This window comes from Herbaspirillum sp. NPDC087042 (genome assembly GCF_044745245.1).
Lineage (GTDB): Bacteria > Pseudomonadota > Gammaproteobacteria > Burkholderiales > Burkholderiaceae_D > Herbaspirillum.
The window spans coordinates 140,954-164,668 of sequence record NZ_JBIUZW010000008.1; the positions used below are offsets into that span (position 1 = coordinate 140,954).

Below are 23,715 nucleotides of genomic sequence, written 5' to 3' on the forward strand. Positions count from 1 at the left end.
GGGGGAATGGTGTTAGTTCCGTCTCAAAGGTCGAACACCAGCGCCTTTCCGGGGACCATGAAATAACCGTTCGGACTGAGTAGCCGTGCAGCGGCGTACCGAAGGCGCGACTACCTCCGTGCCTTCGATACGCGGCGTTGCCGCTACTCAGTCCGAACGGGGGAGATGGTGTTGGTTTTGTCTCAAAGATCCAGCACCAGCATCCCCGACCTGGCCCGCGACACGCAGGTGCAGATCTGGTCATTGGCCGCCTTCTCCTTCTTGGACAGGCAATTGTCGCGATGGTCCGGTTCCCCTTCCAGCAGCGGCACCACGCAGGTGCCGCAGATGCCCTCGCGGCAGGAGGTGTCGATGACGATGCCCTCGCGCGCCAGGATATCGACGATGGGGATGCCCACCGGGATCTGCACCACCTTGCCCGAGCTGGCCAGCTTGACCTCGAAGGCGCCATCGCCGCCACTGTCCGCGCCACTGGCCGCAGCAGGCGGCGCCGCCTGGAAGTGTTCCAGGTGGATCGCCTCTTCGCTGCGCCCCAGGGCCGCGCAACTGACCACGGCCTCCATGAAGGGCGCCGGGCCGCAGGTGTAGACGTGCGCCTCCTTGCTGCCCGCTTCCAGGCAGGCCGTCAGGTAGTGCGTCATCTGTGCCGGCATGACCGCATAGTGGAAGCGCACATGCGCGGCGAACGGGGCATTCTCCAGCAGGCCGGCAAAGGCCGCGTGTTCGCGGGCGCGCACGAAGTAGTGCAGCGTGAAGCGCTGCTGTTCGGCCCACAGCCGATAGGCCATGGCCAGCAACGGGGTGACGCCGATGCCGGCGCCGAAGAGCAGGTGTTCGGGCGCTGCCGCATCCAGTGCGAACAGGTTGCGGGGCGTGCCCACTTCCAGTTCCATGCCCGCCTGCACGGCCTCGTGCAGGGCCGCCGAGCCGCCGCGCGAGGCGGGCTCGCGCTTGACCGCGATGGTATAGCCGCAGCGGTCTTCCAGCGGGCCGCACAGCGAGTATTGGCGCATGACGCCGGTCGGTCCGGTGACGTCGATGTGGGCGCCCGGCTCATATGGCGGCAGCGGGGCGCCATCGGCGCGTACCAGACGGAAGGAGCGGATGTCGCCGGTTTCGTCGGTGAGTGTGTCTACGATCAGTTTCATGGAGGCCAATACTCGGTTGCGGTGGTGCAGATGCGGTCAGGGTGGTGCTTATAGCAGGAAGCCCAGGGCGTTCAGGCTATCCATCGAGTTGATCAGGCGGACCACCTTCTGCTCGATCTTCGGTCCCTGCGCGGTAAAGCGCAGGCGGTGCGTCACATTGGCCACGAACATCGTGTGCTGCTGGCGCTTGTAGCCCACCAGTACCTGGGCCGAGTTGATTTCCACCAGTTCGTCCGACAGGTGCACCGGCGCGAAGCGCGAGACCGTGCGCACGGTGGCGGCGGCATCCACCGCCGACATTGCATGACCCGAGGTCAGGCGCTCGATGCGGATCTTGCGCATGTGGGCGTTGTCGTAGGCGTAGTTCAGCGTGGCCGCGAAATCGGTGGTCTCCTGGTCGATCGGCACGACGTAGTAGCCGTCGTCGCTCCACAGGGTCTGCCAGGTGGCGTAGTCCTTGCGGTCCAGCAGTTCGGCCTCTTTCCAGATGAAGGCGATGGCCCGGGCCATTTGATCGGGGATGCCTTGCAGGGTGTCTTGTTGGTTCATGCTGATCACTTCTCCATCATCTTTTTCCACATGGCATAGGCTTCGCGCATGCCGGTTTCATCGGTCGAGTGCGACACCTTGTCGCCGTTGTCGTCCACCCATTCGCGGTTCAGGCCGCGGTTGACCAGGATCGGTACATTGCGGCCGGCGTAGGATCCGGTCTGCACGCGCTCCCAGGCTTCGGCATCGTCGGGGCTGCCAAAGCCGAACGGGCCCTGGAAGTGCTCGTGGATGCGCAGGCGTTCGCGGTTGGCGATCTCGGGGCCGCCATCCATGCCCAGCGCGACGTGGCGGATCTGGGTCTCGCTCACCGACACCGGATGCAGCACGCGGAAGAAGGACATCGACATGGCCACATTGGGGAACAGGTTCAGGTTGAAGCCGGCTCCGTGCAGCGAGCGCACGATGCGGCGCACCTGCTCAGGCGGCATGGTCTTGGAGAGTTCGTCGATGACGTGAGAGAAGCGCTCCTGCAGCTGTTCGCTGCCATCGTCCACATCCAGGTCCACGTGCTCGGGCACCATGATCATGACGCTATGGCCATTGCCCAGCGAGCGGGTGATGGACTGGTCGTCGGTCATGAAGGAGAGCATCTCCGAGGTCTCGGCGTCGACCGAGGACAGGAAGGTCTTGTGTACCACCGGGAAGTGGTAGCCGTCGGTGGTGTTCTCCAGCTGGATTTTCCAGTTGCCCTTGAAGCTGAACTTGTGCTCGCCCTGCACCTTGATGGGGAAGCCCGCGCCCTGCTTCATGAAGAGATCGATCCACTTCTTGGCATGGCCGAGGAAGTCAGACAGCGGTTCCACCTCCTGGTTGAAGGAGGCGAAGATCATGCCGTGGTAGCTGTCCACGCGCAGGCTTTGCAGCGGCAGGTCGGCCTTCTCGACCACATCCTCGTAGCCTTCAGGATAGGGCAGGCCGCGCAGCTTGCCGTCCAGGCCATACGACCAGCTATGGTAGGGACAGGTGAAACCGGTGGCGTTGCCCTTGTGCTTTTCGCAGACGGTGGCGCCGCGATGGCGGCAGCGGTTTTCCAGCACGTTGATCTTGCCGCTCTTGTCGCGCACCACGATGACCGGCTGGCGGCCGATCTGGGCGGTCTTGAAGTCGCCCGGGTTCTTGATCTCGCTTTCGTGGCCGACCCAGATCCAGGTCTTGTAGAAGATCTTGTCCATCTCGGTCTCGAAGATGGCCGGGTCGGTGTAGAGCGAGGGATCGACCATCGCATCCTGGACCAGGTCGGCATGGGATGACTCGGTCTTGCGTGGGTGGAAGCGTAGCGGTGCGTTCATTGCATTCTCCAGTGGCTTGCTGTCGTTGTCAGTGTGGATTCGAGGCGGGCGTAGGGGGTGTTGTCTTGCGCGCGTTCAGCGCGCGGTCTTCAGTCGTTGTTCGAGATGCAGGCCCAGCGCGCAGAGGCGTTCGTCCTCACCCTTGCGCCCCACCAGCTGCAGGCCGGCCTTGAGCGGGCTGCCGGCGATGGCGACGGGGAGACTCAGCGCCGGATGGCCCGACAGGTTGAAGGGGCGCACCAGCGAAGAGAGCGTCAGTACCGAGGCCCCCTGGCGGATGGCTTCCAGCGTCGGCGGCAGCGACGGCAGGGTGGGCAGCAGCAATGCATCGGCGTCAGCCAGCGCGGCGTCGACCTCGGCACTGAAGGCGGCGCGCACCTCCTCGGCATGGGCCACGGCGGCATCGGTGGTGGTGGCGGCGGCCGAGAGGCGCTTTTCGATATCGGCGCCCAGCTTGCCCAATCCCAGCAGATGCCCGAAGGCGGCGTGGGTCTCGCGGTTGATGAGGGTCATGCCGGCTTCGAAGGCGGCTTGCATGTGCACCGCTGTCCAGGGCATGCCATGCCAGCCGCTGGCAGCGAAGGCGGCCTGCACGGCGGCGGCGATGGCGGCATCGGCCTGCACCGTCACCAGCTTCACGCGGGACGTGGTGGCGGACGAGCGTGCGGCGGCCACATCGAAGTCCGGCGCGATGCTGCCCATGGCGCTGATGATCAGGTCCATGCTGCGGGCGAAGGGGCCGACGCAATCCAGCGTGCTGTATTGCGGATAGGCGCCGGCGCGGCTGACCCGGCCGAACGTGGGCTTGAAGCCGACCACGCCGCAGCAGGCCGCCGGCAGGCGGATCGAGCCGCCGGTATCGCTGCCGATGGACAGGTCCACCAGGCCGGCGCCGACCGCCGAGGCCGAGCCGCTGGAGGATCCACCGGTCATGCGCGCCGGATCCTGCGGGTTCACGGCGGTGCCGTTCCAGTCGTTGATGCCGGTCATGCCATAGGCCAGCTCATGCATGTTGGCGCGGGCGGTGATCTGCCAGCCATCCTGCAGCAGCCGTGTCACGACCTCCGCATGGGCCGCCGCCGGGGACGCATCGGCCAGCGCGGCGCTGCCGCCACAGGTGGGCTGGCCGGCGATGTCGATGCAATCCTTGATGGCGACGGTGGGGCCGCTGCCACCCAGATGGAAGCGCGAGAGCAGGGCACGGCCGGTGCCGGGGACGGTGCGTTCGCTCATCCTGCGGCTCCCAGGCAGGCGATGCGGGCTTGCATGCGCAGGGCATCGGTGGCGGCGGCGCCGGTGCGCTTGCGCGGGGCCGGTGCGGTCGGCAGGGAGCGTGGCGAGGAGAGGCTGGGCTCAGGTGTCATGGTGCATCCGTCCAAATGTTGCCTTGCGGGGAGAAAGTCCAATACGGGCGCCGGATGCAGGCGATTTGCTTGGCTGTTTTCTTGACTGGTTTCAGGCATTTTAGAAGTCGCATTAAAATAGATCAAATTGATGTAAAATATTTTTCCAATAAGTGGGATGGATTTTGATCTCCATCCTCTCTCCTGCCTGTGCTCACCTACCGGAACTGCAATGGCCACCTTCAACAACATGGACCTGAACCTGCTGCGCGTCTTCCAGGCCATCGCCGACGAACGCAGTCTGACCCTGGCGGGCAACCGCCTGCACCTGTCGCAGCCGGCGGTGAGCTATGCCCTGGGCCGGTTGCGGCAGATCTTCGACGACCCGCTGTTCATCCGTACCAAGGAGGGCATGCAACCCACGCCGGCCGCGCTGGAACTGTCCAAGCCCATCAATCGCGCCCTGCAGGCGGTGCAGGATGCGCTGCGCTACACCGAGCGCTTCGACCCGGCCGCCAGTACGCGCGTCTTCCGCGCCTCAATGACGGATGTGGCCGAGATGATGTTCCTGCCGCACCTGTGCGAAATCCTCACCGAGCAAGCCCCGCACACCCGCCTGCAGGTGGAGCAGGTGCCGCCCGCGCATCTGGAAGAAGCCTTGCGCACCGGCCAGCTCGACTTCGCCTTCGGCAACCTGCCGGCCTTGCAGGCGGTGACCTGCCATGAACTGCTGTTTCGCGAAACCTATGTCTGCATGATGCGCAAGCGCGACGGCCTGCCGCAGCGCGCCCATCTGGAGCTGGACGAATTCCTGGCGCTCTCGCATGTGCTGGTGGAGTCCGCCGAGAGCAGCCACCATCAGGTCGAGAATTCCTTCCGCACCCTGGGCGTGCAGCGCAAGATCAGCCTGTGCATCCCGCACTTCACGGTGCTGCCACGCATCCTCGGCAAGTCGGACCTGGTGGCTACGGTGCCGGCGCGCATCGCCAAGCTCTTCCATGGCGAGCATCCCGGGGCCTTCCTGTCCTACCAGCTGCCGGTGCGCATTCCGGCCGTGGATATCACGCTGCACTGGCACCAGGCCTTCGACAACGACGCCGGCAATACCTGGCTGCGCCAGATCGTCATCGACCTGCTGCAGCAGTACGGGCGCAGCAGCTAGCCGGCTTTCCAATGCAGAAGGCCCGTCTCGCGACGGGCCGCCTTGCTGCTTGCCGGAGGGAGCGCAGGATGTCGACTACGCTCCCTCCTCCTCAAGACTTGGTCGCCACTCAGAAGCGATGGCGGATACCCATGCGCACAGCCGACTGGTTGCCGGTGGCCGACTGGATGCCGCCGCCAAAGACCGGGTAGGCGTTGTAGCCCTTGTCACGGTCATAGACCGCGCCCACATACAGGTCGGTACGCTTGGAGATCTTGTAGTCAGCCATGGCGATGAAGGCCTGGGCATTGCCCACACCCTGGTTGCGGCTCTGGAACTGGTAGGCCGCCGACAGATCCCACAACGCGGTCAATGCATAGACCGTGCCCAGTTCATAGGTGGTGGCCTTGGCGCTGGTGGCGGTGTTCTTGACCTGGGTGATCACGCCGAAGGGCTTGAAGGCGCCCAGCTGGTAGGTCGCACCGAGGCCGTACATCCTCGTCGAGGATGCCCCTGCCGCATCCTTGATGTCGGTATAGGCCAGCGCGCTGGAGAAGGCGCCGCTGTCGTACTGGCCGGTGGCGCTGAGGGTGCGGCCGGCGGTGTTGTTGCCGGCGACTTCGCCCAAGCCATACATGGCACCGAAGCTGAAGCCACCCATCTTGGCGCTGCTGTACTTGACCGAGTTGTTGGTGCGGTCACCGGCGTAGATGTGGTCGTTCAGGGCCGCTGCGTGGGCCGCATCGGCATGCAGGCCCCAGGCGAAGGAGCCGGCCGGGGAGAGCGCACCCATCGCATACTGGCCGCCCAGGTTGGACATGAAGTCGTACTGGCGACCCACGCTGACCGAACCCCAGTCGCGGCCGCCGATGCCCACGAAGGACTGGCGGCCGAAGATCAGGCCACCCTGGCCCAGGCTGCCATCATCGGCGCCGAAGCCGGTCTCCAGGGTGAAGAAGGCGTTCAGGCCACCGCCCAGGTCTTCGGTCCCCTTGAAGCCGATGCGGCTGCCTTGCGCGATGCCGCTATCCATGCGCAGCAGCGAGGCGCCACCGCCCCCGGTTTTCACGGCGTTGGAGTAATAGGTCAGGCCCAGGTCGATCAGGCCATAGATGGACACGCTGCTCTGTGCGTGCGCCATGGTCGTGCCGGCCGCGAAGAGGGCGGCGGCCAGTAGTGTCTTCTTCATGAAACAAGGCTCCCTGTGGTATTGCAGTCTGTTGAAACAGTCTGGATGCAGCCTGCGATGGGCTGCATGGCGAACATGACGTCAAGTCATGTGAAGCCATCATAGGAAGCGCGTTTGCGTCAGATCAAATTGATGCAGCGGATAGATGCGATAAGTAGGATTCATGCATGCCGCAGATAAGTCGCCGATTCTCGAATCCGGTGCATGAATCCTTCTTTTGGCGGGCCAATCATGCGTGATGGCACCACGCGAGTGCGCACGATCACCAATCCGGCGCGCATGGTCGCGGGCTCAAGCGGCCGTAAAGGAATCTTTAGTTGTGGCTTTCGACCAACGGCAGCGTGAAGCAGAAATGGGTGCCGCGCGGTGTACCCGGTTGTGCCCAGATATCGCCGCGATGGCGCGCGATGATGTTCTTGCATAGCGCCAGCCCAATGCCATTGCCGCCGACCTTGGAAGAGAAGAAGCCATCGAAGAGCCGCTCGCGATGCCCGGCATCGATGCCGCGTCCTTCGTCAGCCACCGTCAGCCGCGCCAGGCCGGCGTCCCTGGTCGTGCTGATGCGCACGCGCCTGGCGCCCTCGGGGAAGTTGCCCATCTCCTCGATGGCATTGAAGGCCAGGTTGAGGATCACCTGGCCCACCAGCACCTTCTCGCAACTGACCACCACCGGCTCGGCGCAGGGGGCGATCACCAGATGCACGCGGCCTTCGACGGCCTTCATCTCGATGAACCAGCGCACCTCCGCCAGCACCTCGTTGAGATCGATGAGCGTCTCGCTCTGCTCCAGCCTGACCACGTATTCGCGCACGCTCTTGATGATGCTGGCGGCGTGATCGACCTGACGGCCAGCGCTCTCCAGCCCCCAGACGATCTGGCCGGTCTGTTCGCGCAAGGCCTCGATCTGCTTCAGGCGCAGCACCGAACCTTCGAGGAAGTTGCGGATCGCCGCCAGCGGTTGCGAGAGTTCGTGGGCGATGGCGGTGGCCATCTCGCCCATGGCATTGTGGCGCGCCAGGTATTCCAGCGCGGCCTGGTCGCGCCGCCTGGCTTCCTCGGCCTCGACCTGTTCGGTGATGTCGCGGAAGTGCAGCAGGTGGCCTTTCAGATCGTTCTCGATCTCGATGTAACGGCACACCGCATGGTGCCAGCGCACCACGCCATCCTTGCGCACGATCTGGTAGCGCAGCGGGAAGGAGATCGCATCCGGCAGCGCCAGGGTGAGCAGTTCCAGCAATTCCTCGCGCGAGTCCGCCAGGCAGAGTTCCGGGAAATTCTTCGGCAGATGCTGCCCGGGCCGCACACCCAGCAGCTTGCGTCCGGCGTCGCTCAGATAGTCGATGCCGCCATCGGCACGCAGCACTGCCACGCCCTCGTCGGAGTCCTGCATGAATTCCTTGAGCCGGCTCTCCAGGCGCTTCATCTCGCGGCGGATCTGTTCCTCGCGGGCGATGTCGCGGAACTGCACCATGATCACATCGCGCTCGGCCAGCGGCACCAGCGTGGCGATGGCCTCGGAGAGGATCTCGTCACCATTCTTGGCGCGGTAGCACCACTCCACCATGTTGGTGCCGTGGAGCACCGCATCATGCAGCCACTTGCGTCCGATCTCGCGACGGTACTCGTGGGACTGCCGGCTCATGTCGGGTGCCTTCAGCGGCAGCAGTTCCTCCAGCGTGAAGCCCAGCACCTTGCAGGCCGAGGGATTGGCCCAGAGGATGGACTTGCTCTGGGCATCGTGCAGGATGATGCACATGGGCAAGGCATCCATCATGCGGCGGAAGTCGTCGAGGCCAAAACGGATGGCGTCGTCGGGCAGGGCGGTAGCGTCAGGCATCGTGGTCTCGCGGCTCTCTTCATGGCAAGTCCGGGACCGGGTAGGGAATGGCAGTCCTGGCTTGCAGCTGGGGTTTGGAACGGGAGCTGGTGGCTAGGGGTTTTCTTTAGAAGAGGCCTCCTCATCCCCTAAAAAAGCTGCAGCGCTCCCGATTGAACCGGGCAACGCCGCTCCCTACACTCGACTTCATTCTGATGCAAGCAACCTGGAGAATGCAATGTCCGTGATGGAAAAGCCGGCCGCCCTGGCGGCACGAGAAGACGATGCGATGGCACCGCTGCTGGCCGAGATCCGCGCGCGTCGCGACGAGTTCGGCCAGCAGCGCTTCGTGCCGCGCGACTTCATCGCGCAGTTGAAGAAGGTGGGCGTGTTCCGCGCCGCCACGCCGCAATGCTTCGGCGGCAGCGGCATGTCGCCCATGGCTTTCCTGCAGATGATCGAGAAGATCTCGGAAGCCGATGCCTCGGTGGGCTGGGTGGCCAGCTTCGGCTCGGCCTCGGTCTACCTGGCGGCCTTGCCCAAGGCGACCCAGGCCCAGCTGTACGCCAACGGCCCCGACCTGACCTTCGCCGGCGGCCTCTTCCCCATCCAGCCGGCCACCCAGGTGGAGGGCGGCTGGACCGTCAACGGCACCTGGAAGTTCGCCAGTGGCTGCAAGGGCGCCGACATGCTGGGTGTGGGCATCGGCGCGGCCGTGCCGGGCCAGGCCGGCTCCAAGCCGCGCACCGCCGTGTTGCCACCGCAGCAGGTCGAGATCGTCGAGAACTGGGATGTCATGGGCCTGGCCGGCACCGGCAGCCACGACCTCAAGGTCGTGCAGCAATTCGTGGCCGATGAGTGGACCTTCATCCGTGGCGGCGAATCCACCATCGACGAACCCCTGTATCGCTATCCCACCATCGCCTATGCCGCCCAGGTACTGGCCGTGGTGAACCTGGGCGTGGGTCGCGCCGCCATCGACGAGATCAACCAGATGTCGGGCGGCCGTGTCGCCATCACCGGCGCGCCCAAGCTGGCCGACCGTTCCTATGTGCGCATCGAGGTGGCCAAGGCCGAGGCGCGCCTGCGTTCGGCACGCGCCTTCCTCTACGACGCCACCAATGAAGTGTGGCAATCGATCCTGGCGGGCTATCCTGTCACGCCCGAGCAGGTCAGCCTGCTGCGCCTGACCGCCGTCGAGATCGCCAAGGTCGGCAACGAAGTGGTGCAAGCCATGTTCGGCCTGGCCGGCACCACTGCGATCTACAGCAACCACCCCTTGCAGCGCTACCTGCGTGATGCCGCCGTGGTCAAGCAGCACGCCTTCCTGGGCGAAGGCATCTATGACGGCGCCGGCGCAGTGACGCTGGGCGTGCCGCCGATGCCGGGCTTCCTGTAAGCCAGGCCTCTCGCGTTTGCATTTTTTTGACTACCCCGTTTTGAGCCGGAGAATCCATGAGCCAGATCCCAAGCAATGAAAAAGAACCGCTGCGCGTATTGTTCTGCGTCGGCGTCACCCAGAACTTCTTCGACCTGCCCGCCACCGAGACCGGCCCGGTGTGGCAAGCCTATGGCCAGATGATGACGGCACTGGCGACCATGGACGGCATCAAGGTGTTGGGCACCATGGATGATGACCGCCTCATGGTGGGCAAGTCCGATGCCGCGCCCTGGACCTTCTACATGATGGCCGACGTGGCCGATCTCGATACGGTGGTCGCGGCCTGCAACCTGTTCCGCACCACCATGGTGGGCGAGCACCGTCTCTGGAAGTACGGCAAGATCGAAGCCCGCGTCGGTCGCGCCCTGATCATCCAGGGTGGCTGAGATGGACAAGAAGATCGCCCTGGTCACCGGTGCCGCACGCGGCCTGGGAGAGCGCATTGCGCGCAAGATGCACGCCGCCGGCTACAAGGTGGCGCTGGCCGACGTGGATCTGGAACTGGTCTCGGCCGTGGCCGCCAGCCTGGATGCCAGCGGCGCCACCGCCATGCCGCTGGCGCTGGATGTGCGCCGCAAGCCCGACTTCATCGCCGCCTGCGACGCCATCGAGCTGCGCTGGGGCGGTGTCGCCGTGCTGGTCAACAATGCCGGCCAGTCGCGCGTGGCGGCGTTGATGGAGATCACGCCGGAACAGTTCGACGAGGTCACCGCCATCAACCTCAAGGGCACGTTTCTTGCATGCCAGGTATTCGGCAAGCGCTTCGCCGATCGGGGGTACGGACGCATCATCAACATCGCCTCGCTGGCCGGCCAGAATGGTGGTACCGCCACCGGCGCCCACTATGCGGCGGCCAAGGGCGGCGTGCTGACGCTGACCAAGGTCTTCGCCCGTGAACTGGCCGGAGCCGGAGTGACCGTCAACGCGATCTCGCCGGGTCCGCTGGATCTGCCCATCGTGCGCGAGATCGTGCCGGCCGACAAGCTGGCCGCGACCATCGCCAACATCCCGGTGAAGGCGCTGGGCGAGCCCGACTTCATCGCCGATGCGGTGCTGCTGCTGGCTTCGCCCGATGCCGGGGCGGCCACCGGCGCCTGCCTCGATATCAATGGCGGCCTGTATATGCGTTAAGCTCCACCTGCTGTCCACGCCACCGGTGGCAGCGCGGGGAATCGCTGCCATCCGTCTCATCAACACTAGGGAGAACCACATGTTGCACAAACGCCTGATTGCCACCTCCACGCTGGCTGCACTGGCGACCTTCGCCGCTCTTGGCGCGGGCAATCCTGCATTTGCACAGGTCAAGATCGGGGTCGTGACCTCTTCCACCGGGCCGGTCTCGCTGGTGGGCATTCCGCAAAAGAATACCGTGCCGCTGCTGCCGACCAAGGCCGGTGACCTGAAGGTGGAATACATCTCGCTGGATGACGCCAGCGATCCGACCAAGTCGGTCACCGAAGTCAAGAAGCTGATCTCCGAATACAACGTCGACGCCATCATCGGCCCCAGCGGTTCGCCCAATGCCATGGGCGTGATCTCCTTCGCCGCCGAGGCGGGCGTGCCCATGCTGGCCCCGGTGGGGACCGCCGCCGTGGTGCTGCCCATGACCGAGCAAAAGAAGTGGGTCTTCAAGACCACCCAGAACGATGACCTGATCGCCAATGCCCTGGTGGGCCAGATGATCAAGAGCAAGGTCAAGACGGTGGGCTTCATCACCATCAACGATCCCTTCGGCGAGAACTGGGCCAAGGTCTTCAGCGAGCTGGCCGCCAAGAATGGCATCAAGATCGTCGCCAACGAACGCTACCAGCGCACCGACACCTCGGTGACCGCGCAGACCCTGAAGATCATGGGCGCCAATCCCGACGCCGTGCTGGTGGCCGCACCGGGCGCGGCCACCGTGCTGCCGCAGACCACGCTGTTCGACATGGGTTACAAGGGCAAGCTGTACCAGACCCACGGTGCGGCGCTGCCGGCCTTCCTGCAACTGGGCAAGAACAAGGTCGAAGGCACCATCCTGGCCGCCAGCCTGATGCTGGTGCTGCCGGAGATCGCCGACAGCAACCCGTCCAAGAAGGTCGCCACCGACTACATCGAAGCCTACAAGAAGATGTATGGCAGCGTGCCCGCCACCTTCGGCGCCAACGTCTACGATGCCGGCCTGTTGCTGGAAAAAGCCATTCCGGTGGCGGCCAAGAAGGGCAAGCCCGGCAGCAAGGAATTCCGCGCCGCGCTGCGTGACGCCCTGGAAGGGACCAAGGAAGTCGTCGGCACGCAGGGCGTCTACAACATGAGCCCGGCCGACCACAGCGGCTTCGACGAACGCGGTCGCGAGCTGATCACCGTCAAGGGCGGTAACTGGACCCTGCTGAAGTAAGAGCTCGTCCTGCATGTGTTTGTGCTTCAAGTGACCGTTCGTCCTGAGTAGCGGCGACGCCGCGTATCGAAGGCCCTCCTGCCGGGGATCACGGGTCTGTCGTCGTCGGTACGCCTTCGATACGGCCCTCAAAGGGCCTACTCAGTCCGAACGGTCGTGAGATGGGTTTGTAAATAGTTTCCAGAAAAATGAATTTGTTTCGCCTGGCGCACTGAGCTTTGTCGGTGCGGCTGGCGACGTTCTCCTCCTCCACACGCATCCCGAACCTGGCGCGTCGTTCCTGGTTAGATCGCAGCGCGCCGGCTCCACAAGGAAGTCGCAATGAATCTCAACATCGTGGCGCTACTGGGGCAGGACGGCATCACCAACGGCGCCATCTATGCGCTGCTGGCGCTGTCCATCGTCCTGGTCTTCACCGTCACCCGCATCCTGCTCATCCCGCAGGGTGAGTTCGTCTCCTTCGGCGCGCTCACCATGGGCATGATGCAGAACGGCCAACCGCTCACCGTGGCCTGGCTGCTGGTGGCCCTGTGCCTGGCCGCCTGTCTTTTCGATCTCTATGACATGTGGCGCACCAGCCGGCGTCGCCCCAGCCTGTGGCTGCCGGCCAAGCTGGTCTATGCGGCCGTGGTGGCCGGCGTGGCGCTGTCGTTCAATTTCTCCACCTGGCCCATGCTGGCGCAGATCGCCATGACCCTGCTGCTGCTGGTGCCGATGGGGCCGCTGATGTACCGCCTGGCCTTCCAGCCCATCGCCAGCGCCTCGCCGCTGGTGCTGCTGATCGTCTCCATCGCGGTCCACGTGGCCCTGGTCGGGGTGGCACTGCTGGTGTTCGGCCCGGAAGGCGCGCGCACCGCGCCCTTCACCGAAGCGGCGCTGGAGCTGGGCAGCTTGCGCTTCTCCAGCCAGGCGCTGTGGGTGGTGTGCGTCTCGCTGCTGCTGATCGTGGCCCTGTTCGTGATGTTCGAGCGCACGCTCTACGGCAAGGCCCTGCGCGCCGCCGCCCTCAATCGCATGGGCGCGCGCCTGATGGGGATCTCGCCGGTCTTCGCCGGCAAGGCCATGTTCCTGCTGGCCTCGCTCATCGGGGTGATGTCGGGCGTGCTGATCGCGCCCCTCACCACGATCTACTATGACTCGGGCTTCCTGATCAGCCTGAAGGGCTTCGTCGGCTCCATCATCGGCGGCCTGGTCAGCTATCCGGCTGCCGCCCTGGGGGCGCTGGCCATCGGCCTGATCGAATCCTTCTCCACCTTCTGGGCCAGTGCCTACAAGGAAATCATCGTGTTCGTGCTCATCATCCCCATCCTGCTGTGGCGCTCGCTGTCCACCCGTCATGTGGAGGAAGAAGAATGAAGCGCGTCATTTCCTCCCGTACCGCGCTGGGCGTGTTCATCGCCCTGCTGGTGGCAGCGCCCTTCGTGGCATCGGCCTTCACCATGACCCTGTTGAACAACATTGGCCTGGCCACGCTGGTGGTGCTGGGGCTGGTGTTGCTGACCGGCGTGGCCGGCCTGACCAGCTTCGGCCAGGCGGCCTTCGTCGGCCTGGGCGCCTATATCTCGGCGGCGCTGTCGGCCAAGGTGTTGCCCTTGCCGGATGCCCTGCTGTGGATGCAGTCGCCCTGGATCGCACTGCTGGTGGCGCTGGTACTCACCGCGCTGCTGGCGCTGGCCGTGGGCAGCGTCACCCTGAAACTCTCCGGCCACTACCTGCCGCTGGGCACCATCGCCTGGGGCATCAGCCTGTACTTCATCTTCGGCACGCTGGAGAGCATGGGCGGCCAGACCGGCATGTCGGGCATCCCCTCGCTGAACCTGTTCGGTGTGACGCTGGCCTCGGACCGCGCCATCTACGGCCTCATCTGGGCGGCCGTGATGCTGGGCGTGGCAGCCCTGCACAACCTGCTGGATTCACGCGAAGGCCGCGCCATCCGCGCCCTCAAGGGTGGCATGGTGATGGCCGAGGCCATGGGCATCGATACGGCACGCATGCGCATCGTGGTATTCGTTATCGCCGCGGTGCTGGCGGCGGTGTCGGGCTGGCTGTACGTGCACATGCAGCGCTTCGTCAATCCTTCGCCCTTCGGCCTGGGCTTTGGCATCGACTACCTGTTCATGGCGGTGCTCGGTGGCGCCAGCAATGTCTGGGGCGCGGTGCTGGGCTCGACCCTGATCGTGGTCCTGAAGGAATGGCTGCAGGGCCTCTTGCCGGCCATCCTCGGCCGCTCCGGCAACTTCGAGACCATCGTCTTCGGCCTGTTGATCGTGGTACTGCTGCAGCGTTCGCGTGATGGCCTGTGGCCCTACCTGGCCCGCCTGGTGCCGGTGCGCACGCGCCGCCTGCAGATCGATGCCAGTGCCGAGGCGCTGCCGCGCCGCCCCATGCCGGCCCGCGACGAAGTGGTGCTGGATGTGCGCAACGTGACCCGCAAGTTCGGCGGCCTGGTGGCCAACAATGACATGAGCCTCAAGGTCATGGCCGGCGAGGTGCTGGCGCTGATCGGCCCCAATGGCGCCGGCAAGTCGACGCTGTTCAACCAGGTCTCGGGCGTGGACACGCCGACCTCGGGCAGCGTGCAGTTCCGTGGTCATGAGGTGACCGGACGCGGTTCGCGCCACATCGCCGGCCTGGGCATGAGCCGCAGCTTCCAGCATGTGCGCCTGATGTCGCGCATGACGGTGCTGGAGAACGTTGCCATTGGTGCCTACCTGCGCGGCCAGCGCGGCGTGCTGGCCGCGATGCTGCGCCTGGACCGCCAGGAAGAAGCGCGCCTGCTGGCCGAAGCCGCACGCCAGATCGAGCGCGTGGGCCTGACGGCGCAGATGTATGAGCCGGCCGGCTCGCTGTCGCTGGGCCAGCAACGCATCCTCGAAATCGCCCGCGCCCTGGCTGCGGACCCCTGTCTGCTGCTGCTGGACGAACCGGCCGCCGGCCTGCGCCTGGGCGAGAAGCAGGCGCTGGGCGACCTGCTGCGCAAGCTGCGCAGCGAGGGCATGGCCATCCTGCTGGTGGAGCACGACATGGACTTCGTCATGGAACTGGTCGACCGCATCGTGGTGATGGACTTCGGCCAGAAGATCGCCGAGGGCTTGCCCGACGACATCCAGAACAACCCCGCCGTGCTGGAAGCCTATCTGGGCGTGGCCGATGAAGATGAATCGCCAGCGGAGCCGGTGGCTGCCCTGGCCGCAGGAGCACAACATGGGCAATAAGGTATTGGAAGTACGCGACCTCTCGGCCGCCTATGGTCGCGTGCAGGTGCTCTCGGGCATCGACCTGTCGGTGGAGCAGGGCAGGATCGTCACCGTCATCGGCCCCAATGGCGCGGGCAAGACCACGCTGCTCTCGGCCATCATGGGCGTGCTGCCTTCGCGCGGAGTGATGGCCTTCGATGGCGTGATCCGCCATTCGCCAGAGGTGGAAGAGATGGTCGCCGCCGGCATGACCCTGGTGCCGGAAAAGCGCGAACTGTTTGCCGAGATGAATATCGAGGACAACCTCATGCTGGGCGCCTTCCAGCGCTACCGCACCGGCTTGCGCGACCATGCGGCCACGCTGGAGGAGGTCTATACGCTGTTCCCGCGCCTGCGCGAGCGGCGTACCCAGCAGGCCGGCACGCTCTCCGGCGGCGAGCGCCAGATGCTGGCGGTGGGCCGCGCCCTGATGGCCAAGCCGCGCCTGCTGATGCTGGATGAACCCAGCCTGGGGCTGGCGCCGCTGATCGTGCGCGAGATCTTCCGCATCATCGCCGAGCTGCGCCGGCGTGGCGTCTCCATCCTGCTGGTGGAGCAGAATGCGCGTGCCGCCTTGCAGGTGGCCGATTACGGCTACGTGCTGGAAAACGGCGAGATCCGCATGCACGGTCCGGCCAGCCAGCTGGCCCATGACCGCCGCGTGATCGAGGCTTACCTGGGCTTGTCCGGCAAGCACCAGGACAAGCTGGCCGGTTGAGTCTTTCCCCAGGAACCCCTCATGAGTCAAGATCTCCCCCCCAACACCACCCCGCTGCGCATCTGCATCGCCGGTGCCGGCGCCATCGGCGGCACGCTGGCGGTGCGCCTGTCGGCCGCCGGCCACCAGGTCAGCGTGCTGGCCCGCGGCCAGACCCTGCAAGCCATCCGTGAACGCGGCCTGACGCTGCACGACCTGCATGGCAGCACCCAGGCCCGGCCCGCCGCCAGCGACCGGCCCGAGTTCGGCGTGCAGGATGTGATTTTCCTGTGCGCGAAAAGTCAGGACATGTCAGCCCTGCTGCCGCAGGTCGCCCCCATGGTGGGTGAGCAGACGGTGGTGATTCCCACCAACAATGGCGTGCCCTGGTGGTATTTCCACCGCGAGGGCGGGCGCTTCGATGGGGAGACGGTCAAGGCCGTCGATCCCGAGGGTGCGCTGGCGGCAGCCGTGCCGCTGGAGCGCCTGATCGGCAGTGTGCTCTTCATCACCGCCGAAGTGGTCGGCCCCGGCGAGATCCGCTCCGTCAATCCCCACCTGATGGTGTTGGGCGAGCCGTCCGGCGAGATGAGCGAGCGCCTCTTGCGCGTGCGTGCCGCGGTCGAGGCCGCGGGTATCGAAGCCCGCGCCACCGATCGCATCCGCGACAAGCTGTGGACCAAGATCATCGCCAACATCAGCACCAATCCGCTGTCGGTCATCACGCAAGGCACGCTGGAGCAGTTGTACGGCTTGCCGGAGTTGCGCGAGGTGGTCAGCCAGATCATGCGCGAGACCCTGCAGGTGGCCGCCAGCTATGGCGCCCGCGTCGATATCGATCCGCTCACCTTCCTGCAGCTGGGCGAGGCCATGGGGGCCTTCCGCACCTCCATGCTGCAGGACTGGGAGCGCGGCCGTCCGCTGGAGCTGGCCGCCATCGGTGATGCGGTGCTGGAAATGGCGGAACGTTTCGCGCTGCCCATGCCGATCACGCGGGCCATGGTATCGCTGGCGCGCTTTCGGGGCGCGGCAGCACAACAACAGAGAGCGCAGCAAGACAACAGCCCGCAGCTTGCCGTCAAGGCAGCGTGAGCGGGAATCCCCCGGCTACCGTTCGCACTGAGTAGCCGCGCAGCGGCGTATCGAAGGCGCATTGATGATGGGCGCGCCTTCGATACGGTCCTGCGGACCTACTCAGTCCGAACGGTCTTCCTTATTTCCAGAAAACGTCGTTTTCGATCCAGGAGTTCCATCAATGAACATCATGCAATACAGCTACGGCGCAGATAAGCCGGCCCACTGCAGCGACGAGGAATGGGCGCTGCGCATCCAGCTGGCCCACTGTTATCGCCTGGTCGATTACCTGGGCTGGACCGAGATGATCTTCAACCACATCTCGGTACGGGTACCGGGGGCGGGACATCACTATCTGGTCAACCCCTTCGCCCTGAACTACAACGAAGTCACCCCGGCCAACCTGCTGAAGGTAGGTCTGGATGGTCAGTTGGCCGAGCCCTCGGACTACAAGGCCAACCCGGCCGGATTCGCCCTGCATAGCGCCATCCATGGCGCGCGCGATGACCTGCGCTGCGTGATCCACACGCACACCACGCCGATCTCGGCGGTGACGATGAAGAAGAGCGGCTTCGAGCACAACGACTTCTACGGCGCGCAATTGTTTGGCCGCATCGGCTATCACGACTTCGAGGGCATCACACTCTTCGCCGAGGAGAAAGAGCGCATGCTGCAGAGCCTGGGTGAGAAGCACATCCTGGTGCTGCGCAACCACGGCGTGGCGGTGTGCGAGAGCGATATCGAACGTGCCTTCTTCCTGTTGTGGACGGTGCAGCGCGCCGCCGAGATCCAGGTGGCGGGCCGTGCCATGGGGGGCGAAGACCAGCTGCTGCCCGACGGTGTACGCCAGAAGTGCGCCGACCTGACCCAGCAACTGATCCGCAATGACGGCTTCGCGGTGATCTTCTTCGAGGCCATCGTGCGCAAGATGCTCAAGGCGGTCTATGCGGTGAAGTGATGGCGGGCAGGATATTCATCACTGCCATCGATCAATGAAAATCGCGCCGGTCCGGGAGGACGGCGCGATTTTTTTACGGCGACAACAGGGCCGGGCTCAGCGCGTGCCGGTCTTGTCCCAGTCGGCGGCGCGATCGGAGGCGCTGCCGGCCACCGAATACAGCGCGCCCGGCGCATTGCGGGTCTTCTGGAAGTCTTCCAGCGACTGCCCGCGCATGGCCGCATAGATGTGCAGGTTGGACACACCCACTACCGCGCCCATCTTCTCCAGCAGGAAGAAGATCACGCCATAGCGGATCATGGCCTGCCAGTCGCGGCGGCTGATCATGTCGCGTTCCTCGGCCGACAGGCCGGCTTCCTCGAAGGTCAGCTCGGGATCGGCCAGGAAGCGCTCGCGGAAGGCCGGCTGGATCAGCTGGTGCAGGTAGCGGTTGATGCGGTAGCGGCGGTTGCTGGTCTCCAGCGTGAAGGGATAGGTGCCGGCCAGTTTCTCGATGCCGTCCAGCTGGGTGGCGATATGGGCAAGATGGCGCTCCTTCTCGGCAGCCTGCAGGGTGGCATCGACCGCGACGGCAGGCTCATAGACGGCCACCGCGATGCCGGTCATCGAGGGCAGGTAGTACTCGCGGTGCAGGCAGTTCACGCCGGCCGGCATGGCGCCGCGCATGATGAGCCACATGATGACCTCGGCGCTTTCCAGGCCGCCCAGGGTGGCCAGTTCGGCGTGGGTCAGGCGGGTCAGGGCTTCGGGATCGTGTTGCAGCAGGTCCAGGAACTGGTGGTCCCAGGGCGTGTTGTTGAAACCGGCGCGCTCGCCATGCACCTGGTGCGACAGGCCGCCGGTGGCGACGATGACCACGTCCAGGTCTTCCGGATAGCTTTCGATGGCGCGGCGCAGGCCCTGGCCCAGCTTGTAGCAGCGGCGCGCGGTCGGCACCGGGAACTGCAGCACGCCCACTTGCAGCGGGATGATCTGGCCGGGCCAGCCATCCTGGTGTTCCCACAGCATCGACAGTGGCGAGAAGCAGCCATGGTCCAGCGGCTTCTGCTGGAAGAAGGACATGTCGAATTCATCGGCCATGAGCGAGCTGCCGATATGGCGCGCCAGCGCCGCATGACCGCCCACCGGCGGCAGCTTGCGGGCGCCGCCGCCTTCGTCGGCGACCTGGTACTGGTCGCCCACGCCCAGCGCGAAGGCCGAGTAGTGGTCGAAGAAGAAGGAGGTCACGTGATCGTTGTAGACCACCAGCAGGACGTCCGGCTGCTTCTCCTTGAGCCACTGCTGCACCGGTTCATAGGCCTTGAAGATGGGCGCCCAGACCTGGTCGTGCTGCTTGTTGGCATCGAGCGCGAAGCCGATGGTGGGGGTATGCGAGGTGGCGATGGCGCCGACGATATTTGCCATGAAATCTATTCCTGTTTCAGATGAATCCGGTATCTCTTATCGAGCAAACTGATCAGACTGCGGCGGCCGGGCGCTGGCCCAGCTGGATGAACACGATGATGAGCGCCGCCAGCGTGGCCGGTACCGCCAGGATGGCGATGACCGCCCCGAAGCCCCAGCCCATGGACAGCAGCACGCCACCGGCAAACGAGCCCAGAATGCTGCCGAAGCGACCCACGCCCAGCATCCACGACACCCCGGTGGCCCGCACCACAGTCGGGTAGCAGGAGGGGGCGAAGGCGTTCAGGCCGGTCTGCGCACCGCTCATGCAAAAGCCCGCCAGCAACACATAGGCTGCGAACATGCCCGACTGCACGCTGCCCGAGGCCAGCAGCAGGATGAACACGGCGCCCGAGATGTAGGCCGCGGCGATGGCTCGGCTGGGCGACCAGCGGTCCATCAGGTAGCCTACCACCAGCGCGCCGACGGTGCCGCCGAGCTGGAACAGGGCGGTGATGCTGGCGGCCTTCTCGATGGGCAGGCCGGCATCCTTGATCAGGGTGGGCAGCCAGCCGGAGAGCAGGTAGATCACCAGCAGGCCCATGAAGTAGGTGCCCCACAGCGACAGCGTGGTCTTGCGATAGTGGTCGGAAAGCAGCACCTTGCCCGGCTGGGTGCTCTTGACCTGCGGCTCGCTCACGCAGAAGCCCTGGCCGGCGGCGAATTCCCCCCCGCAGACGCGCGCCAGGGTACGGGCGATGCGATCGGCAGGATAGTTGCGGACCACCATGAAGCGCGCCGATTCCGGCACCAGCCACAGGTAGAAGGGCAGGCACACCAGCGGGATGGCGCCGCCCACCATGAGCACGGCACGCCAGCCATGGTCGGGCAGCAAGGCCGCGGCCAGGAAGCCGACCAGGGCCGAACCGAGGTTGAAGCCGGTGAACATGATCGCCAGCAAGGTGCTGCGCGAGCGCTCCGGCACATATTCGGAGAGCAGGGTGGTGGCATTGGGCATGGCCGCACCCAGACCCAGTCCGGTCAGGAAGCGCAGCGCCGACAGCGTCACCACATCCTGCGCGGCGGCACAGGCCAGGCTGCATACGCCGAACCAGGCTACCGCCGTCATCAGCAGCTTCTTGCGGCCGTAGCGGTCCGAAAGCGGACCCACCAGCAGCGCGCCGATGGCCAGGCCGATCGGTGCGGCACTCATGACCACACCAAAGGCGGCCCGCGAGATGCCCCATTCCTTGGTGATGCCCGGGGCCAGGAAGCCCATGATGGCCACGTCCATGCCGTCGGTGGCCACGATCAGGAAGCAAAGCACCAGCAAGAGCCACTGGTAGCCGGACATCTTGCGTGCGTTGATGTGCGATCGCACATCCAGCGATTGTGCTGTATTCATTAAGTCTCCGTCGTGATGTCGAATTATTGGAAAGCGCCGGTTTATGTCCACGCGGCTGGAATGAGGCAGGTCGAAGCGCAACAAGCCTGCCTCGACATGGCAAGCAGTGTACGGCGGGGCGTTTCGATGAGTATTGCTTTCGGCTACCTGAGCGTTGCCATTTGCTAATCGAGGTGGATTGTCGCCGGATCAGCGCCAGGCCGCGGCGACCGCCTCGATCTCCTGTTGCAGCACGCGTGCGCCGGGCGAGAGGTGGGCGCCACGGCGCTGCATCAGGCCGATCTGGCGTTGCAGGCCGTGCATGGCCAGGGGCAGGGTGGTGAGCTGGCCGGTGGCGATCTCGTGGTGCAATTGCTTGGCCGAGATCACGGTGAGCATGTCGCTGCCTACCAGCAGGCCGCGCAGCAGCGCCAGGTCGCCGGTTTCCACGGCCGGGCGCGGGGCCGGCCATTGGCTGTCGCGGAAGAATTGCTCGATGGAATCACGCAGCGGCGTGCCGGCCCGCGACAACACCCAGGGATAGCCGTCCAGATCGGCCAGGGCCAGTTTCTTGCGTTGCGCCAGCGGATGGCCGGCGCGGGCGATCAGGGCGGCACTGTCGGCCACCAGCGGGCGCATGTCGAAGGTATCGCTGGAGAAAGCGCGCAGGGCGCCCACGATGAAGTCGATACGCCCGCTCATGAGGCCGGCCGCCAGCTCTTCATAGGGACTCTCCAGCGAGCGGATCTGCAGGCGCGGATGGCGTGCCAACACCCGCGTGAGCGCGGTGGGCAACAGCTGCGAGCGCGCCAGCGGCAAGGCGCCGATGGTCACCGTGCCTTGCACGATACCGTCCAGGGCGGCGATGTCTTCGGGGATATGGCGCAGCTCGGCCAGCGCCCGGCCGAAGCGCTCGGTCCAGCGGCGTCCGGCGTCGGTGGGCAGCATGCCATGGGCGGTACGGAAGAACAGCGGCTGCCCCAGGATGCCCTCCAGCAGCGCCAGCGACTGGCTTACCGCCGAGGGCGAGACTTCCATCAGCCGCGCCACGCTGGGCATGTGGTGGGTCTCGGCCAGCAGGGCGGCGGCCTGCAGGCGACGTTCATTGAAGAGCGCATCCAGGCTGGCCACCTGGCTGCCGGTACGTTCGCGCAGGCGCAGGGCGTCGTCGCGCACTTCGCGCAGCTCGGCCTCGATGCGTTCCACCCGCAGTCGCACGGCCTCGCCGGCGGCGGTCAGCAGCATGCCGCGGCCGCGCCGCTCGAACAGTTGCGTCTCCAGGCTCTGCTCCAGGGCCGCCACCGAACGCGCCACCGCCGATGAAGCGCGCAGCAGCGTGTCGGAAGACCGGCGCACGCCCCCGGTGGTGGCGACGACATTGAAGACATGCAGGTGACGCAGGTTGAGCAAGGACATGATGGTGGTCCGGCGGGCTGCCGGTTTCTGAACCCGATTAGAAAATTAGAACAGAGGAAGGCCCACAACGCAACCAAGGCCTGCCCTCGCTCACGCATACTCGGCGCCATCATTTTCAAAGGTAAAGAGCGTGCCTACCACCGACAGCCCGGATTTCCTGCCCCTTGCCTGCACCCTGATGCGGGGCGGCACCTCGCGCGGCCCCTTCTTCGTGGCCAGCGACTTGCCGGCCGAGGTGGCCGCACGGGACCGCGTGCTGCTGGCGGCCCTGGGCTCGCCCGACCGGCGCCAGATCGATGGCCTGGGCGGCGCCCATCCGCTGACCAGCAAGGCCGGCATCGTCAGCCGCAGCAGTGTGCCGGGCGTGGACCTGGATTTCCTCTTTGCCCAGCTGCAGCCGGACTCCGACCGCGTTGATACCACGCCCAATTGCGGCAACATGCTGGCCGCCGTGCTGCCCTTTGCCATCGAGCGCGGGCTGGTGACGGCCGGTGAGCAGAGCACCACCGCCCGCGTGCTCACGCTCAACACCGGCATGCAATGCGATATCACGGTGCCGACCCCGGGCGGGCGCCTGCGCTACAGCGGCGACACCCGCATCGATGGCGTGCCGGGCAGCGCCGCGCCGGTCAGCATCAGCTTCCTCGATACGGCCGGCTCGGTCTGTCCGGCCCTCTTGCCCAGCGGCCGCGTGCTGGACCGCGTGCGCTTCAACAGCGCCGATGGCGTGGCCCATGAGATCGCTGCCACCCTGATCGACAACGGCATGCCCATGGTACTGGTGCGCGCCGCCGACCTCGGCCTGCGCGGTGACGAGAGCGTGGCCGCGCTCAATGGTGACCGCGTGTTGAAGGGGCAGCTGGAAGCGCTGCGCCTGGCCTGCGGTCCATTAATGGGCCTGGGCGACGTGGCGGACAAGAACTACCCCAAGATGTGCCTGCTCTCCGCGCCCCGGGAGGGCGGCAGCATCGCCACCCGCTGCTTTATCCCGCACGTCTGCCACGACGCCATCGGCGTGCTGGCCGCCGTCACGGTGGCGACCGCCTGCGTGCTGGAAGGCTCGGCGGCACAGGGGCTGGCGCGAACCGGTAGCGGCCTGCAGCGCACCGTCTCGGTCGAGCATCCCAGTGGCGAATTCAGCGTGGCCCTGGAGCTCGATGCCCGCGACCCGCAACAGATCCTGCGTGCCGCGCTGCTGCGCACGGCGCGCCCCATCATGCGCGGGGAAGTCCTCATCCCCGCCCATCTCTTCAATGTCACGGATTGAGTCC

Annotated in this window: 21 protein-coding genes; 11 read left to right on the forward strand and 10 right to left on the reverse strand. The window is 65.6% G+C overall.

The window, feature by feature from the left end; all coding sequences use genetic code 11:
- Positions 1-182 precede the first annotated feature (182 nt).
- From ACIPHN_RS12895 to ACIPHN_RS12915, 5 genes are all read right to left on the reverse strand, one after another.
- The gene (locus ACIPHN_RS12895) at positions 183-1,148 is read right to left on the reverse strand and encodes a PDR/VanB family oxidoreductase (RefSeq protein WP_400436695.1); all 966 of its coding nucleotides are present in this window, start codon (positions 1,146-1,148) and stop codon (positions 183-185) included.
- A gap of 48 nt (positions 1,149-1,196) precedes the next feature.
- Positions 1,197-1,697, reverse strand: coding sequence for an aromatic-ring-hydroxylating dioxygenase subunit beta (locus ACIPHN_RS12900; protein ID WP_400436696.1), 501 nt, complete (start codon positions 1,695-1,697; stop codon positions 1,197-1,199).
- Positions 1,698-1,702: 5 nt separating this feature from the next.
- Positions 1,703-2,989: an aromatic ring-hydroxylating dioxygenase subunit alpha gene (locus ACIPHN_RS12905; RefSeq protein ID WP_400436698.1), complete on the reverse strand. Its 1,287-nt coding sequence runs from the start codon at positions 2,987-2,989 to the stop codon at positions 1,703-1,705.
- Between the two features lie 75 nt (positions 2,990-3,064).
- Entirely contained in the window at positions 3,065-4,222 is a 1,158-nt protein-coding gene (locus ACIPHN_RS12910; RefSeq protein WP_400436701.1) for an amidase family protein, read from the reverse strand.
- A complete protein-coding gene (locus ACIPHN_RS12915; RefSeq protein ID WP_400436702.1) occupies positions 4,219-4,353 on the reverse strand; it encodes a hypothetical protein in 135 nt (44 codons plus the stop codon). The genes ACIPHN_RS12910 and ACIPHN_RS12915 overlap by 4 nt, the downstream gene beginning before the upstream one ends.
- A 211-nt stretch (positions 4,354-4,564) precedes the next feature.
- Here ACIPHN_RS12915 and ACIPHN_RS12920 point away from each other — a divergent pair, with 211 nt between their 5' ends.
- A complete protein-coding gene (locus ACIPHN_RS12920) occupies positions 4,565-5,494 on the forward strand; it encodes a LysR family transcriptional regulator (protein ID WP_400436705.1) in 930 nt (309 codons plus the stop codon).
- 109 nt (positions 5,495-5,603) lie between these two features.
- Here ACIPHN_RS12920 and ACIPHN_RS12925 read toward each other — a convergent pair whose 3' ends face one another.
- Both ACIPHN_RS12925 and ACIPHN_RS12930 read right to left on the reverse strand, forming a co-directional pair.
- Positions 5,604-6,662, reverse strand: coding sequence for a porin (locus ACIPHN_RS12925; protein WP_400436706.1), 1,059 nt, complete (start codon positions 6,660-6,662; stop codon positions 5,604-5,606).
- A gap of 313 nt (positions 6,663-6,975) precedes the next feature.
- A complete protein-coding gene (locus tag ACIPHN_RS12930) occupies positions 6,976-8,499 on the reverse strand; it encodes a PAS domain S-box protein (RefSeq protein ID WP_400436707.1) in 1,524 nt (507 codons plus the stop codon).
- Between the two features lie 217 nt (positions 8,500-8,716).
- Between ACIPHN_RS12930 and ACIPHN_RS12935 the strand changes: the two genes are divergently transcribed.
- The 9 genes from ACIPHN_RS12935 (at position 8,717) to ACIPHN_RS12975 (ending at position 18,261) form a co-directional block, all read left to right on the forward strand.
- A complete protein-coding gene (locus ACIPHN_RS12935; protein ID WP_400436708.1) occupies positions 8,717-9,877 on the forward strand; it encodes an acyl-CoA dehydrogenase family protein in 1,161 nt (386 codons plus the stop codon).
- Positions 9,878-9,933: 56 nt separating this feature from the next.
- Positions 9,934-10,305 (forward strand): hypothetical protein, encoded by a 372-nt coding sequence (locus tag ACIPHN_RS12940; RefSeq protein ID WP_400436709.1) that lies wholly within the window; start codon positions 9,934-9,936, stop codon positions 10,303-10,305.
- Position 10,306: 1 nt separating this feature from the next.
- Positions 10,307-11,050, forward strand: coding sequence for an SDR family NAD(P)-dependent oxidoreductase (locus tag ACIPHN_RS12945; RefSeq protein ID WP_400436710.1), 744 nt, complete (start codon positions 10,307-10,309; stop codon positions 11,048-11,050).
- Positions 11,051-11,129: 79 nt separating this feature from the next.
- A complete protein-coding gene (locus ACIPHN_RS12950; protein ID WP_400436712.1) occupies positions 11,130-12,296 on the forward strand; it encodes an ABC transporter substrate-binding protein in 1,167 nt (388 codons plus the stop codon).
- Positions 12,297-12,617: 321 nt separating this feature from the next.
- Positions 12,618-13,652 carry a branched-chain amino acid ABC transporter permease gene (locus tag ACIPHN_RS12955; protein ID WP_400436713.1) on the forward strand — a complete coding sequence of 345 codons (1,035 nt, stop codon included), beginning with the start codon at positions 12,618-12,620 and terminating at the stop codon, positions 13,650-13,652.
- On the forward strand, positions 13,649-15,511 hold the full coding sequence (locus ACIPHN_RS12960) for an ATP-binding cassette domain-containing protein (RefSeq protein ID WP_400436715.1): 1,863 nt from the start codon (positions 13,649-13,651) through the stop codon (positions 15,509-15,511). Before ACIPHN_RS12955 ends, ACIPHN_RS12960 begins: the two co-directional genes overlap by 4 nt.
- A complete protein-coding gene (locus ACIPHN_RS12965) occupies positions 15,501-16,250 on the forward strand; it encodes an ABC transporter ATP-binding protein (RefSeq protein ID WP_400436717.1) in 750 nt (249 codons plus the stop codon). The genes ACIPHN_RS12960 and ACIPHN_RS12965 overlap by 11 nt, the downstream gene beginning before the upstream one ends.
- A gap of 21 nt (positions 16,251-16,271) precedes the next feature.
- Entirely contained in the window at positions 16,272-17,321 is a 1,050-nt protein-coding gene (locus ACIPHN_RS12970) for a ketopantoate reductase family protein (protein ID WP_400436719.1), read from the forward strand.
- Positions 17,322-17,484: 163 nt separating this feature from the next.
- Positions 17,485-18,261, forward strand: a complete 777-nt coding sequence (locus ACIPHN_RS12975; protein WP_400436720.1) for a class II aldolase/adducin family protein — start codon at positions 17,485-17,487, stop codon at positions 18,259-18,261.
- A 96-nt stretch (positions 18,262-18,357) separates the two neighbouring features.
- Here the strand turns inward: ACIPHN_RS12975 and ACIPHN_RS12980 are convergent, their stop codons facing one another.
- The 3 genes from ACIPHN_RS12980 to ACIPHN_RS12990 form a co-directional block, all read right to left on the reverse strand.
- On the reverse strand, positions 18,358-19,665 hold the full coding sequence (locus ACIPHN_RS12980; RefSeq protein WP_400436721.1) for a gallate dioxygenase: 1,308 nt from the start codon (positions 19,663-19,665) through the stop codon (positions 18,358-18,360).
- A 52-nt stretch (positions 19,666-19,717) separates the two neighbouring features.
- Positions 19,718-21,049, reverse strand: coding sequence for an MFS transporter (locus tag ACIPHN_RS12985; RefSeq protein WP_400436723.1), 1,332 nt, complete (start codon positions 21,047-21,049; stop codon positions 19,718-19,720).
- Positions 21,050-21,238: 189 nt separating this feature from the next.
- The gene (locus ACIPHN_RS12990; protein ID WP_400436725.1) at positions 21,239-22,444 is read right to left on the reverse strand and encodes a LysR family transcriptional regulator; all 1,206 of its coding nucleotides are present in this window, start codon (positions 22,442-22,444) and stop codon (positions 21,239-21,241) included.
- Positions 22,445-22,622: 178 nt separating this feature from the next.
- Between ACIPHN_RS12990 and ACIPHN_RS12995 the strand changes: the two genes are divergently transcribed.
- Positions 22,623-23,711 (forward strand): 4-oxalomesaconate tautomerase, encoded by a 1,089-nt coding sequence (locus ACIPHN_RS12995; protein WP_400436899.1) that lies wholly within the window; start codon positions 22,623-22,625, stop codon positions 23,709-23,711.
- The last annotated feature ends 4 nt before the right edge of the window (positions 23,712-23,715 follow it).

Excerpts from the sequence above, each read along its gene's own strand:
- ACIPHN_RS12895 (WP_400436695.1), bottom strand. The coding sequence starts at position 1,148 with ATGAAACTGATCGTAGACACACTCACCGACGAAACCGGCGACATCCGC.
- ACIPHN_RS12900 (WP_400436696.1), bottom strand. The coding sequence starts at position 1,697 with ATGAACCAACAAGACACCCTGCAAGGCATCCCCGATCAAATGGCCCGG.
- ACIPHN_RS12905 (WP_400436698.1), bottom strand. The coding sequence starts at position 2,989 with ATGAACGCACCGCTACGCTTCCACCCACGCAAGACCGAGTCATCCCAT.
- ACIPHN_RS12910 (WP_400436701.1), bottom strand. The coding sequence starts at position 4,222 with ATGAGCGAACGCACCGTCCCCGGCACCGGCCGTGCCCTGCTCTCGCGC.
- ACIPHN_RS12915 (WP_400436702.1), bottom strand. The coding sequence starts at position 4,353 with ATGACACCTGAGCCCAGCCTCTCCTCGCCACGCTCCCTGCCGACCGCA.
- ACIPHN_RS12920 (WP_400436705.1), top strand. The coding sequence starts at position 4,565 with ATGGCCACCTTCAACAACATGGACCTGAACCTGCTGCGCGTCTTCCAG.
- ACIPHN_RS12925 (WP_400436706.1), bottom strand. The coding sequence starts at position 6,662 with ATGAAGAAGACACTACTGGCCGCCGCCCTCTTCGCGGCCGGCACGACC.
- ACIPHN_RS12930 (WP_400436707.1), bottom strand. The coding sequence starts at position 8,499 with ATGCCTGACGCTACCGCCCTGCCCGACGACGCCATCCGTTTTGGCCTC.
- ACIPHN_RS12935 (WP_400436708.1), top strand. The coding sequence starts at position 8,717 with ATGTCCGTGATGGAAAAGCCGGCCGCCCTGGCGGCACGAGAAGACGAT.
- ACIPHN_RS12940 (WP_400436709.1), top strand. The coding sequence starts at position 9,934 with ATGAGCCAGATCCCAAGCAATGAAAAAGAACCGCTGCGCGTATTGTTC.
- ACIPHN_RS12945 (WP_400436710.1), top strand. The coding sequence starts at position 10,307 with ATGGACAAGAAGATCGCCCTGGTCACCGGTGCCGCACGCGGCCTGGGA.
- ACIPHN_RS12950 (WP_400436712.1), top strand. The coding sequence starts at position 11,130 with ATGTTGCACAAACGCCTGATTGCCACCTCCACGCTGGCTGCACTGGCG.
- ACIPHN_RS12955 (WP_400436713.1), top strand. The coding sequence starts at position 12,618 with ATGAATCTCAACATCGTGGCGCTACTGGGGCAGGACGGCATCACCAAC.
- ACIPHN_RS12960 (WP_400436715.1), top strand. The coding sequence starts at position 13,649 with ATGAAGCGCGTCATTTCCTCCCGTACCGCGCTGGGCGTGTTCATCGCC.
- ACIPHN_RS12965 (WP_400436717.1), top strand. The coding sequence starts at position 15,501 with ATGGGCAATAAGGTATTGGAAGTACGCGACCTCTCGGCCGCCTATGGT.
- ACIPHN_RS12970 (WP_400436719.1), top strand. The coding sequence starts at position 16,272 with ATGAGTCAAGATCTCCCCCCCAACACCACCCCGCTGCGCATCTGCATC.
- ACIPHN_RS12975 (WP_400436720.1), top strand. The coding sequence starts at position 17,485 with ATGAACATCATGCAATACAGCTACGGCGCAGATAAGCCGGCCCACTGC.
- ACIPHN_RS12980 (WP_400436721.1), bottom strand. The coding sequence starts at position 19,665 with ATGGCAAATATCGTCGGCGCCATCGCCACCTCGCATACCCCCACCATC.
- ACIPHN_RS12985 (WP_400436723.1), bottom strand. The coding sequence starts at position 21,049 with ATGAATACAGCACAATCGCTGGATGTGCGATCGCACATCAACGCACGC.
- ACIPHN_RS12990 (WP_400436725.1), bottom strand. The coding sequence starts at position 22,444 with ATGTCCTTGCTCAACCTGCGTCACCTGCATGTCTTCAATGTCGTCGCC.
- ACIPHN_RS12995 (WP_400436899.1), top strand. The coding sequence starts at position 22,623 with ATGCGGGGCGGCACCTCGCGCGGCCCCTTCTTCGTGGCCAGCGACTTG.